This window comes from Xanthobacter cornucopiae, assembly GCF_043195065.2.
GTDB lineage: Bacteria > Pseudomonadota > Alphaproteobacteria > Rhizobiales > Xanthobacteraceae > Xanthobacter.
Genome location: NZ_CM195531.1, coordinates 1,565,035 through 1,577,361, shown reverse-complemented (window position 1 = coordinate 1,577,361; position 12,327 = coordinate 1,565,035). Strand labels below are relative to the sequence as shown.

11 protein-coding genes are annotated in these 12,327 nt (G+C 69.7%); 1 reads left to right on the top strand and 10 read right to left on the bottom strand.

All coding sequences use genetic code 11. The features are described from left to right. Positions 1-7 precede the first annotated feature (7 nt). From V5F53_RS07100 to V5F53_RS07075, 6 genes are all read right to left on the bottom strand, one after another. Positions 8-202, bottom strand: coding sequence for a hypothetical protein (locus tag V5F53_RS07100; RefSeq protein ID WP_393996657.1), 195 nt, complete (start codon positions 200-202; stop codon positions 8-10). Between the two features lie 159 nt (positions 203-361). Then, on the bottom strand, positions 362-1,243 hold the full coding sequence (gene purU / locus V5F53_RS07095) for a formyltetrahydrofolate deformylase (RefSeq protein WP_393996658.1): 882 nt from the start codon (positions 1,241-1,243) through the stop codon (positions 362-364). A gap of 95 nt (positions 1,244-1,338) precedes the next feature. Beyond that, a complete protein-coding gene (locus V5F53_RS07090) occupies positions 1,339-1,947 on the bottom strand; it encodes a sarcosine oxidase subunit gamma (RefSeq protein WP_393996659.1) in 609 nt (202 codons plus the stop codon). Further along, entirely contained in the window at positions 1,940-4,900 is a 2,961-nt protein-coding gene (locus V5F53_RS07085; protein WP_393996660.1) for a sarcosine oxidase subunit alpha family protein, read from the bottom strand. The genes V5F53_RS07090 and V5F53_RS07085 overlap by 8 nt, the downstream gene beginning before the upstream one ends. Next, a complete protein-coding gene (locus tag V5F53_RS07080; RefSeq protein ID WP_393996661.1) occupies positions 4,897-5,175 on the bottom strand; it encodes a sarcosine oxidase subunit delta in 279 nt (92 codons plus the stop codon). Before V5F53_RS07080 ends, V5F53_RS07085 begins: the two co-directional genes overlap by 4 nt. A 3-nt stretch (positions 5,176-5,178) precedes the next feature. Further along, positions 5,179-6,435, bottom strand: coding sequence for a sarcosine oxidase subunit beta family protein (locus V5F53_RS07075; RefSeq protein WP_393996662.1), 1,257 nt, complete (start codon positions 6,433-6,435; stop codon positions 5,179-5,181). Between the two features lie 148 nt (positions 6,436-6,583). Here V5F53_RS07075 and V5F53_RS07070 point away from each other — a divergent pair, with 148 nt between their 5' ends. Then, a complete protein-coding gene (locus V5F53_RS07070; protein WP_393996663.1) occupies positions 6,584-7,549 on the top strand; it encodes a LysR family transcriptional regulator in 966 nt (321 codons plus the stop codon). A gap of 107 nt (positions 7,550-7,656) precedes the next feature. Here V5F53_RS07070 and glnT read toward each other — a convergent pair whose 3' ends face one another. The 4 genes from glnT to V5F53_RS07050 all read right to left on the bottom strand — a co-directional run bounded on the left by glnT (position 7,657) and on the right by V5F53_RS07050 (position 12,297). Continuing rightward, entirely contained in the window at positions 7,657-8,958 is a 1,302-nt protein-coding gene (glnT, locus tag V5F53_RS07065; protein ID WP_393996810.1) for a type III glutamate--ammonia ligase, read from the bottom strand. A 364-nt stretch (positions 8,959-9,322) separates the two neighbouring features. Continuing rightward, entirely contained in the window at positions 9,323-10,678 is a 1,356-nt protein-coding gene (locus V5F53_RS07060; protein ID WP_393996664.1) for an FMN-binding glutamate synthase family protein, read from the bottom strand. Between the two features lie 12 nt (positions 10,679-10,690). Next, complete coding sequence (locus V5F53_RS07055) at positions 10,691-11,401, bottom strand: protein glxC (RefSeq protein WP_393996665.1); 711 nt, start codon at positions 11,399-11,401, stop codon at positions 10,691-10,693. After that, positions 11,398-12,297 carry a class II glutamine amidotransferase gene (locus tag V5F53_RS07050; protein WP_393996666.1) on the bottom strand — a complete coding sequence of 300 codons (900 nt, stop codon included), beginning with the start codon at positions 12,295-12,297 and terminating at the stop codon, positions 11,398-11,400. The genes V5F53_RS07055 and V5F53_RS07050 overlap by 4 nt, the downstream gene beginning before the upstream one ends. Positions 12,298-12,327 lie beyond the last annotated feature (30 nt).

Here is a 12,327-nt window from a genome sequence, read left to right as displayed (position 1 = left end):
CCGCCGGTCACCGCACCACCACGGCGACTGCGATCCACAGCGGCGCCAGCAGCGCCGCCGCCAGCGCCAGACGCGCGGCGAGCGACAGGCGCAGCACCGAGGGACCCACCCGCGCACCCCGTGGCCGGGAATGCGCGGCCAAGGCATCCGGATGCGTGCCGGAGGGGGCGGAAGGCTGCGGCGAAAGGGCGTGAGCGGACATGATCACCTCGATCCGAGGCCTTTGATATAGTGTATCAGAAGGTCTGTCCAGCATCTTGGCGCCGCCTCAAACGCAAAGGCCGGCCCTTTCGGACCGGCCTTCGTGATGGAGCGTCTCAGAGGGTGTCCGCTGCCCGTGTGGCGTGCAGCGGGCGCGCCCTCAGTCGTGGAACACCACCGTGCGGCTGCCGTTCAGCAGCACCCGGTCCTGAACGTGCCAGGCCAGGGCGCGGGCCAGCACCCGGCGCTCGATGTCGCGGCCCTTGCGCACCATGTCGTCGGCCGAATCCTGGTGCGAGATGCGCTCCACGTCCTGCTCGATGATCGGGCCTTCGTCGAGGTCGCTGGTCACGTAGTGGGCGGTGGCGCCCATCAGCTTCACGCCGCGGGCGTGGGCCTGGTGGTAGGGCTTGGCCCCCTTGAAGCCGGGCAGGAACGAATGGTGGATGTTGATGCACTTGCCCGAGACCTTGGCGGAGAGGTCGTCGGACAGCACCTGCATGTAGCGCGCCAGCACCGCCAGCTCGGTGTTGGTGGACTGGAAGATGTCCCAGATCCTGGCTTCCTGCTCCGCCTTGGTGTCCTTGGTCACCGGCAGGTGATGGAACGGCACGCCGTCGAAATCCAGGTGGGCATAGGTCTCGCGCGGGTGGTTGGAGATGATGCCGGTGACATCCATGGGGATTTCGCCGATGCGCCAGCGATAGAGCAGGTCGGCCAGGCAGTGGTCGAACTTGGAGGCCAGCAGCAGCACCCGCCGCCGCTCCGCCTTGGACCTCAGGGTCCAGGTGAAGCTGAAGGTATCGGCGATGGCTTTGAAGCCGTCGCGGATCTCGGCGATGGTGGCGTTGCCTTCCACCACGTTGAACACGATGCGGGTGAAGAAGCGGCCGCTCTCCTGGTCGTCATATTGCTGCGCCTCCAGGATGTTGGCGCCCTTCTGGAACAGCAGGGTCGAGACGGCGGCGACGATGCCCGGCCGGTTCGGGCAGGACAGGGCCAGGATGAAGTGCTCGGCGGGATTGGGGGCGGAAGTGGACATGGAAGCCTCGGGAAGGTGACGCGCCTCTTGCCCGTCCGGGTGGCCGGTCCAGGCGTGCGGGGCGCTGTTTGGATGAACGTGTTGACGGGAGCGGCTCAGCCGCGGCCGGTGCCGGACAAAGCGAAGCCGAATTCCGCCGCGCTGGCGGTGAGCCAGCGCAGGAAGGCGGGCGCGAACGAGCGGGCCACCGCGACGCGATAGGCGGGGGCCTCCTCGGTCTGCCACAGGGTGATCCCCACGTGGGAGACAACCGTGGTCGCCGCATCGCCGGCCGCGAACGCGCGCGGGTCGAGGTCCAGCGCCACGCCCTTGGCCAGGGCCGCGCGGACATGGGCCCCGCCGATGTCCAGAACGACGTTGGCGTCACTCTGGTCGGTCACGGCCGCGTCAGGCCCGCAGATGGTCTGGAGGCGGGCGAGCAGGGTTGCCCCGGTCTGGCCCTCGGCGGTGATGAGCCAGCGTCCCGGCCCGGTGCCGACGGCCGTGAGCGCGGCGGTGGACACCGCCTTGGGCGCATCCGCCAGCGGGATGCCGGCGCCCGCGAGGCGGGCCACCAGATCGGCCGCCTTGCCCTTGCGGGCGGCTAGGGTGGCGGCCGCCAGCCCCAGCACCTGGCGGGCGGTCACGCCGGGGGTGCCGGCCGGGCCGTAGTGGCCCTCGGGCACGAGGCGGGTGTGGGGCACGTGCGCGAGCAGGTCAGACACGCTGCTTCTCCCCTTCCGGATCGACGAACGCGGGGGCGCACACCTCCACCAGGATGTCCCCGCCGCGCACCGGGTCATAGGCGCGCACCGTCTCGCCGATGCGCTCCTGGCCGCGCTTGAGGAAACCCAGGCCGATGGCATGCCCCAGGGTGGGCGAATAGGCAACGGAGGTCATGTAGCCCTCGTCAGAGTGGGTGGTCGGCGCGGCGTCCACCTTCAGGAAATGCGCACCGGCACGCAGGCGCTGGGACCTGTCCACCGGCTTGAAGCCCACGAAGATGGGCCGGTCGGGGTCCAGGAAGGCCGGCCGCTGGGCCAGCACGCGGCCCACATAGTCCTTCTTGGTGGAGGCCATGCGGCCGAGGCCGAGGTCGCGGGCCGAGGTCTGCCCGTTCAGCTCGCTGCCGGAGACATGCCCCTTCTCGATGCGCAGCACGCCCAGCGTCTCGGTGCCATAGGGGGTGATGCCGAACGGCCGGCCCGCCTCCATGATCGCTTCCATCAGCCGCTCGCCCTGGCGGGCGGGCACGGCGATTTCGTAGCCCAGCTCGCCGGAGAAGGAGAGCCGGAAGACGCGCGCCTCCACGCCGCCCAGGACGCTGGTCTGCGCCACGCCCATGAAGGGAAGGCCGGCATTGGAGACATCGGCGCCATCGACGATCTTGGCCAGCACGTCCCGGGCGCGCGGGCCGGAGACCGCGATCTGGGCCCACTGCTCGGACACCGAGGCCAGCTGGACGTCAAGCTCGGGCCACAGCACCTGGAGGCAGAATTCCAGGTGCTGGAACACCTTGCCGGCATTGGCCGTGGTCGTGGTCATCACATAGTGGTCCTCGGCGAGGCGCGCCGTGGTGCCGTCGTCCATCACCAGCCCGTCCTCGCGCAGCATCACCCCGTAGCGGGCCTTGCCGACGGCGAGGGTCGAGAACATGTTGATGTAGACCCGGTCGAGAAAGGCGCCGACGTCCGGCCCCTGCAGGTCGATCTTGCCAAAGGTGGAGACGTCGATGACGCCCACCGCCTCGCGCGTCGCCTTCACCTCGCGGTTGACGCTCTCCAGCCAGTCCTTTTCGCCGGGCCGGGGGAAATAGGCGGCGCGCAGCCAGAACCCGGTTTCCACGAATACGGCGCCCTGCGTCTCGGCCCAGGCATGGGTCGGGGTCGGACGGGTGGGGCGGAAGTCCTTCTCGCGGTGGTGGCCGGCGAGCACGCCCAGGGCCACCGGGGTGTAAGGCGGACGGAACACGGTGGTGCCGGTGGCGCCGATGCCCTGGCCACACAGCTCCGCCATCAGCGCGAGGCCGGCCATGTTGGAGGTCTTGCCCTGATCGGTGGCCATGCCGAGCGTGGTGTAGCGCTTCAGCAGCTCCACCGCGCGGAAGCCCTCCTTGTGGGCGATGCCGATGTCCTTGGCGCTCACGTCGTTCTGGAAGTCCACGAAGGCGAGATCGCCCTTCGCCCGGACCTGCCAGAAGGCGCGGATGCCGGTGGGCGTGTCCTCGGCGCGGGGGGCGGGCAGGGCCTTGGCGGCGAAGCCGGCGTCTGCGGCGGCGCTTGCGCCCGTGTCCGTGCCCGCCTTCAGGCAGGCGGCAAGCGCGAATTGCCCGGCGACGGCACCGGCCACGGCCATGCCCGGCGGCAAGACGTCCGGCACGAAGGCGGCGAGGTCGTCCCGATACACCGGCCGGCCGCCCAGGTGGCAGGTGAGGTTGAGATTCGGGGTGGCGCCGCCGGAGATGCCGAGCGCCTCCACCTCCAGGGTCTCGGTGCCGGACCGGCCGCGCACGGTGATGGTGCGCAGGCGCTTGCCGGAGGTGGCGATCACCTCGCCGGCGGGAATGACGCGCACGCCCAGCGCCTTGACCCTGGCCGCCAGCGCCTCCGGCAAGGCGTCGCGCACGTCGATGAGGGCTTGGAGCTTCACCCCCGCGCCGGCGGCGGCCAGCGCCGCGGCGACGCCGGCATCGTTGTTGGTGAACACGGCGGCGGTGGCGCCCGCCCCCACGCCGAAGCGGCGGGCATAGGTGGCCAGCGCCTGGGCGGTCATCACGCCCGGCCGGTCGTTGCCGGGGAACACGATGGGCCGGTCGAACGCGCCGGAGGCGAGCACCGCGCGCTTGGTGACGATGCGCCACAGGCGCTGGCGGGGCTGGAACGCAGCCGGCACCGCCACATGGTCGCTCACCCGCTGCACGCAGGCATATTCGCCGCCGTCATAGGCGCCGAACACGGTGGTGCGCGGCATCAGCCGCACGTTCGGCAGGCTGGCGAGCTCCGCCTCGGCGCGGGCGACGAAGTCGCGCGCCGGGGCATCGTCGATGGCCGCCTCTTCCGTGAGCAGGCGGCCGCCCAGGCGGAAATCCTCGTCCGCCAGGATCACCCGCGCTCCCGAGCGCGCCGCCGCCAGCGCCGCTGCCAGACCTGCCGCGCCGGCGCCGATCACCAGCACGTCGCAGAAGGCGAAGGCCTTTTCATAGGTGTCCGGGTCGGGCTGGGCCGCTGCCGCGCCGAGGCCTGCCGCGCGGCGGATCACCGGCTCGTACAGCTTTTCCCAGAACGCCGCCGGCCACATGAAGGTCTTGTAGTAGAAGCCGGCGCCCAGGAACGGGGCGAGCAGGCCGTTCACGCTCTGCACGTCGTGCTCCAGCGACGGCCAGCGGTTCTGGCTTGCGGCCTGAAGACCGTCGAACAGTTCCACCGTGGTGGCGCGGGTGTTCGGCTCCTTGCGGGCGCCGGCGCGCAGCTCCACCAGCGCGTTGGGCTCCTCCGAGCCGGCGGTGAAGATGCCGCGCGGGCGGTGGTACTTGAAGGAGCGGCCCACCAGCCGCACGCCATTGGCGAGCAGGGCCGAGGCCAGGGTGTCGCCGGGGTGGCCCTGGTAGGCGACGCCGTCGAAGGTGAAGGACAGGGTGCGGCCGCGCTCGATGAGGCCGCCGGAGGCCAGACGGGTCATGCCGGCACCTCGCTCTTGTCGGTGCCGGCGAAGGCGGCGCCGAGGATCTCATGGGTCTTGGTGTTGCGCGTCACCACCAGCCAGCGGCGGCAGCCGTTGGCGTGGTACCAGTGCTCGCGATGCGCGCCCTCCGGATTGGTGCGCAGATAGGCATAGGCATGGAACGCCTCGGCGGCGTCGGGCGCGGCGGGGTCGGGGCGGGTGAGGGTCGCGTCGCCCAGATAGGCGAACTCGTGGGCGTCGCGAGACCCGCAATAGGGACAGGGAATGCGCATGGCTCAGTGCAGGTTCGGCTGCGCGCCGACCCCCTTCTCATCGATGACATGGCCGGAGCGGAAACGGTCGAGGCGGAACGCGGCGTTGAGGTCGTGGGCGCGGTCGCGGGCGATGGTGTGGGCGAAGCACCAGCCGGAGGCCGGGGTTGCCTTGAAGCCGCCGTAGTTCCAGCCGGCGTTGAGGTAAAGGCCGGGCAGGGGGCCGACGTCGATGATGGGCGAGCCGTCCATGGACATGTCCACGAGGCCGCCCCAGGAGCGCAGCAGCCGCAGGCGGCCGATCATGGGCATCAAGGCCATGCCGCCTTCCAGCACGTCCTCCACAACAGGCATGTTGCCGCGCTGGGCATAGGAATTGTAGCCGTCGATGTCGCCGCCGAAGACAAGGCCGCCCTTGTCCGACTGGCTGACGTAGAAATGCCCCATGCCGAAGGTGATGACGCCGGGAATGAGCGGCTTCAGCCCCTCGGAGACGAACGCCTGCAGCACATGGCTTTCGATCGGTAGCCGCAGGTCCAGGTGGCGGCTGAGGCGGGAGCTCGATCCGGCCACCGCAAGGCCCACCTTGGCCGCGCGGATCGGCCCGCGCGTGGTTTCCACCCCCACCACCGCGCCTTGCTCGCGGATGAAGCCGGTGACCTCGCAGTTCTGCACGATGTCCACGCCCAGCCGGTCGGCGCCGCGGGCATAGCCCCACACCACCGCGTCATGGCGGGCGGTGCCGGCGCGGGCCTGCATCAGCCCGCCCTTGATGGGAAAGCGGGCGTTGTCGAAATTCAGGAACGGGCAGAGCGCGCGGACCTCGTCGACGCCGAGCAGCCGCGAATCGGCGCCGGCGAGACGCATGGCGTTGCCGCGCCGGGCATAGGCGTCGCGCTGGGCGTCGGAATGGATGAGGTTGATGATGCCGCGCTGGGAGACCATGGCATTGTAGTTGAGCTCCTGTTCCAGGCCCTCCCACAGCTTCATGGACCACTCATAGAACGGCTCGTTGCCGGGCAGCAGGTAGTTGGAGCGGATGATGGTGGTGTTACGCCCGGCGTTGCCGGAGCCGATGTGCCCCTTTTCCAGCACCGCCACGTTGCGGATGCCGTGCTCCTTGGCGAGGTAATAGGCAGTGGCCAGGCCATGGCCGCCGCCGCCGACGATGATGACGTCATAGGCGGGCCGGGGATGGGCATCCCGCCACGCCGGATGCCAGCCGTTCTGGCCGTTCAGCGCATTGGAAATGAGGCTGAGAAACGAATAGCGCGTGGACATGAGGCACTCGCTGCGGCGGCCCGGGCGGGCCGAACAAGGGGCCGGACGGGGCAGGATCACCCGTTCGATAACTCTATAGCTCGTCTCGAATGAACGGATCATATAAATGATCCTTATAGTAGGCGCGGACCGGTGGCGGAGGCGGAGCATGGCGGCGCGGGAGACCCTTCCCTTCGATCTGCGGGCGCTCGAAATCTTCCTGGCGGTGTGCGAGGCCGGCGCCATGGCAGGGGCGGCGCGGCGGCTCGGCCTCACTCAGCCGGCGGTGTCGCAGGCGGTGGCGGACCTGGAGGCGCGCATGGGCCTTGGCCTGTTCGACCGTTCGGTCCGCCCGCTCGGGCTCACCGCCGCCGGCGGCGTGCTGCGGCAGAAGGCGAGCGCGCTGCTCTCCGAGGCACGGCAGATCGCGCCCGCCCTGCGCGACACCGAGCACGGGCGCTTTCCGCTGCTGCGGGCGGGGCTGGTGGATTCCCTCTCGCGGGCGCTGGCGGCGCCGCTCGGCGGGCGGCTCGCCACCCTGGCGGAGGAGGTGTCCATCCTCTCCGGCCTCACCGCGGCCCATGCCAGCGCGCTGCTGTCGCGGCAAATGGACCTTCTGGTGGGCCTCGACGAGCTGGAGGACGTGGAGGGCCTGGAGCGGTTCGCGTTGGTGAGCGAACCCTATGTGCTGCTGTTGCCGGCGGGCCGTTCCGCGCCGGCGCGGGTCGAGGACCTGCGGCAGATGGCCTTGCCGCTGGTGCGCTTCTCCGCCCGCTCGAAAACCGGCATCGAGGTGGAACGGCACCTGCGCCGGCTCAAGCTGGACCTGCCGCGCCGGCTGGAATTCGACACCCCGCAGGGCGTCACCGCCACGGTCGCCGCGGGCGAGGGATTCGCGGTGACGACGCCGCTGTGCGTGCACGAGGCGGCGGTGGATCTCGGCCGGGTGTGCTGCGTGCCGTTGCCCGGCCCGGCGATCCAGCGCCGGCTGACGCTGATCGCCCGGCGCCAGGAACTGGGACGCCTGCCGCGGGAGATCGCCGATTTCTGCCGGGCGCGGCTGGCAGGCGAGGTGCTGCCCGGTCTCGAAGCCGCCATGCCGTGGCTGGCCGGGGCGTTGCGGGTGGAGGGGTGAGAGCCGCCGCCGGAGGACGGGCATGAAAAAGGGGCCCTGGCACATGGCCAAGGCCCCTCGGAGGTCGCCTGAAGACGGCGAAGGGTGTGACTGTGACGCGGAAGCGCTCAGATGTCGAGGGTGCGGTCGCGCTCCCACTGGGTGAGGTGGCGCGAGAAGTCGTTCCACTCCTGGTTCTTGAGCTTCAGGAAGCCGGACACGAACTCCGGCCCGAGCCGGTCGCCGAGGATCTTCGACTTCTCCAGGGCGCGCAGGGCGTCCAGCATGTTGAGGGGCAGCTTCTTGGCGCCCTTCACCTTGTGGCCGTCCGTGTACATGTTGATGTCGAGGCGCTTGCCGGGGTCGCGCTCGTTGACGATGCCGTCGAGGCCCGCCGCCGCCAAGCCCGCCTGCAGCAGGTAGGGGTTGGCGGCGCCGTCGGCGAGGCGGAACTCCAGCCGGCCGGCATCGGGAATGCGGATCATGTGGGTGCGGTTGTTGCCGGTGTAGGTCACCGTGTTGGGCGCCCAGGTGGCGCCCGAGATGGTGCGCGGCGCGTTGATGCGCTTGTAGGAATTCACCGTGGGATTGGTGATGGCGCACAGCGCGTCGGCATTGTGGATGAGGCCGCCGATGAAGTGATAGGCCAGCTTCGACATGCCGAGCTCGCCCTTGGGATCGGAAAAGGCGTTCTTGCCCTTGTTCCACAGCGAGACATGGGCGTGGCAACCCGAGCCGGTGAGGTTGATGAAGGGCTTGGGCATGAAGGTGGCGCGCAGGCCATGCTGTTCCGCGATGGACTTCACCATGTATTTGAAGAACACATGGCGGTCGGCGGTCAGCAGCGCATGGTCATAGTTCCAGTTCATCTCGAACTGGCCGTTGGCATCCTCGTGGTCGTTCTGGTAGGCGCCCCAGCCCAGCTTCAGCATGGCATCGCAGATGTCCTTGATGACATCATAGCGGCGCATCAGGGCGGACTGGTCGTAGCAGGGCTTGTCAGCGGTGTCGGCGTCGTCGGAGATGGACTTGCCGTCGGCGGAGATGAGGAAATACTCGCACTCGACGCCGGTCTTGATGGCGTATCCAAGGTCGGCGGCGTCCGCGATCTGCTTCTTCAGCACCGTGCGCGGGGCCTGGGGCACTTCCTTGCCGCCCATCACCAGGTCGGAGGCGAGCCAGCCGATCTCTTCCTTCCACGGCAGCTGGATCAGGCTCGAGGGATCGGGCACCGCGAACAGGTCCGGGTCGGCGGGCGACATGTCGAGCCAGGTGGCGAAACCGGCGAATCCCGCGCCGTTGCGCTGCATCTCGGCGATGGCGGACGCAGGCACCAGCTTGGCCCGCAGGCCGCCGAACAGGTCCACGTAGGAGATGAGGAAATACTTGATGCCGCGCTCCTTGGCGGCCTTGGTGAGGTCGGAGGCCACTTCGGTGGCGACCGAGGAATGCCCTTCCGCCTCGCGGGCGATGTCGGCGATGCGTGTCATGTTCGGTCCTCGGGAAAGGTCGTTTTATTTGGATTTGCGACGGCCCCCAGGCGCAAGGCTCAAGGCGAGACGCGCGCGCATCGGGAACGAAACGTCAACTCATGTCGATCAACCTCGGCCGCCGGAACTCCGGCCGCCGGAACTTGGGCGCGAGCATCGGTGTGCCACCACCTCGGCGCCGATGCACAAGCGGCGATCCTCGCGGGACCAGGCCTGAACGAAGCCCGCCGGGCGGAGTGCCCCCCGGCACCGGTGATCGGATGTCGCGCCCCGGGCCCATAGGGGTCCGGGGCGGAATGCGGGCTCAGTAGCCGGTGGTGCGGCCGGGAATCCACTCGGTGCCGGCGAGCGGCACGCCGGCCATGGCGGCGGCCTCCACGGTGAGGGCCACGAGGTCCTCGGGCTCCAGATTGTGCACGTGGCTCTTGCCGCAGGCGCGGGCGATGGTCTGCGCCTCCAGGGTCAGAACCGAGAGGTAGTTGGCAAGCCGCCGTCCGGCCTTCACCGGATCGAGCCGGGCCGCCAGCTCGGGGTCCTGGGTGGTGATGCCGGCGGGGTCGCGGCCCTCGTGCCAGTCGTCATAGGCGCCGGCGGTGGTGCCAAGGGCGGTATATTCGGCCTCCCAATGGGGGTCGTTGTCGCCCAGCGCCACCAAAGCGGCGGTGCCGATAGCCACCGCGTCGGCGCCAAGCGCCAGCGCCTTGGCCACATCCGCCCCGGTGCGGATGCCGCCGGAGACGATGAGCTGCACCTTGCGGTGCATGCCGAGATCCTGCAGCGCCTGCACCGCGGGGCGGATGGCGGCCAGGATCGGGATGCCCACCTGCTCGATGAACACCTCCTGGGTGGCGGCGGTGCCGCCCTGCATGCCGTCCAGCACCACCACGTCCGCGCCCGCCTTCACGGCGAGGGAGATGTCATAGTAGGGGCGGGAGGCGCCGACCTTCACATAGATCGGCTTTTCCCAATCGGTGATCTCGCGCAGTTCCTGGATCTTGATCTCCAGGTCGTCCGGGCCGGTCCAGTCCGGGTGGCGGCAGGCCGAGCGCTGGTCGATGCCCTTGGGCAGGTTGCGCATCTGCGCCACGCGGTCGGAAATCTTCTGGCCGAGCAGCATGCCGCCGCCGCCGGGCTTGGCGCCCTGGCCGATCACCACCTCGATGGCGTCCGCCTTGCGCAGGTCCACCGGGTTCATGCCGTAGCGCGACGGCAGGTACTGGTAGACCAGCGTCTGCGACTGGCCGCGCTCCTCCGGCGTCATGCCGCCGTCGCCGGTGGTGGTGGAGGTGCCGACGATGGAGGCGCCGCGGCCGAGCGCTTCCTTGGCCTGCGCCGAGAGCGCGCCGAAGCTCATGCCGGCGATGGTCACCGGGGTCTTGAGGCGGATCGGCTTCTTGGCGAAGCGGGTGCCCAGGACGACCTCGGTGCCGCACTTCTCGCGGTAGCCTTCCAGCGGATAGCGCGAGACCGAGGCGCCGAGGAACAGCAGGTCGTCGAAATGGGGCAGCTTGCGCTTGGTGCCGCCGCCGCGGATGTCATAGATGCCGGTGGCCGCCGCCCGCCGGATCTCCGACAGGGTGTGGGGATCGAAGGTGGCGGAATAGCGCGGCAGGGTCTGGGGCAGGGCGTGGGCCGGGCCTGTGGCGTCGTGCGCGGTCATGGGTGTCCCCCCTCAGTAGGCGTCGGCGTTGTCGACGTGGAAGTTGTAGAGATTGCGCGCCGAGCCGTAGCGCTTGAACTCCGACAGATCGACCGAGCCCGGCGCGATGCCGGCGGCCTCGAGCTTCTGTGCGAGCAACGCCTTGTGCGCGTCGCGCAGCTCCTTTTCGACGCAGTCGGCACCCAGCGACTTGACGGTGCCGCGCACGAACAGCTTGGCCTCGTAGAGGCTGTCGCCGAGCGCCTCGCCGGCATCGCCGAACACGATCAGCGCACCGGACTGGCCCATGAACGCGCTCATGTGGCCGACCGAGCCCTTCACCACGATGTCCACGCCCTTCATGGAGATGCCGCAGCGGGCGGAGGCGTTGCCGTCGATCACCAGCAGGCCGCCATGGGCGGTGGCCCCGGCCGACTGGCTGGCATCGCCGCACACCCGCACGAAGCCGCTCATCATGTTCTCGGCGACACCCTGGCCGGCGTTGCCGTGAATGATGACCGAGGCATTCTGGTTCATGCCGGCGCAGTAATAGCCCACGTTGCCGTCGATCTCGACGGTGAGGGGAGCATCGATGCCCACCGCCACCGCGTGGCGGCCTTCCGGGTTCAGCACCCGCCAGCGGCGGGCGTTGCTGTCGCCGCTGGCCTGGTGCAGGGCGGCATTGAGATCGCGCAGGGGAGAGGTGGCGAGATCGAAGGTGATATCGGGGGAGAAGGCGTTCACTGGGCGCGCTCCCAGAAGTAGACGGTGGCGGGTTCCGGCTCGAACACCCGGGCCTTCTCGATGCCGGGCAGGTCCACGAGGGCACGGTATTCGGAGCCGAAGGCGACATACTGATCGGTTTCGGCCATCACGGCGGGCTTGCAGGCGACCGGATCGCGCAGCACCCCGAAGCCGTTCTCGGTGCCCACCACGAAGGTGTAGAAACCGTCGAGATCCTTAAGGCCGGCTTCCAGCGCCTGGCCCAGGGTGGCGCCCTGCTTGAGCCGCCAGGTGAGGTAGCCGGCGGCGACCTCGCTGTCGTTCTCGGTCTCGAAGGTGATGCCCTCGCGCTTCAGCGCGCGGCGGAGCTGGTTGTGGTTCGACAGCGAGCCGTTGTGCACCAGGCACTGGTCGGCGCCGGTGGAGAACGGATGGGCGCCGGCGGTGGTCACCGCGCTCTCGGTGGCCATGCGGGTGTGGCCGATGCCGTGGGTGCCGCTCATCTTCGCGAGGCCGAAGGTGTCGGCGACGGTGGCGGGCAGGCCCACTTCCTTGAAGATTTCCATGCGGGCGCCGGTGCCCACCACCGCCACGTCGGGATGGCGGGCGGCGAGGAAGGCGCGCACGTCCGCCTCACGGGCGGCGGGAATCTCAATGACGGCGTGGGTGGAGCGCACCAGCAGCGGGGGCAGGCCGTCGGCCGGGATCGAAAGGCCGGCGGCGAGGCCGGAGAAATCGTAGCCTTTGGCCGCCCGGAGCGAGAGCTTCACCTTGTCCTTCGCGCCGGACCCGTAGACCGCGAAGCCGGCGCTGTCCGGTCCGCGGTCCGTCATCACGGTGAGCATGGACGCGAGCATGGACCCGAGCTCTCCCTCGAGGGCGGGATCCTTCAAAAATATACCGACGATGCCGCACATGGCGCTGTCACTGGCTCCATTCCCGGGCCG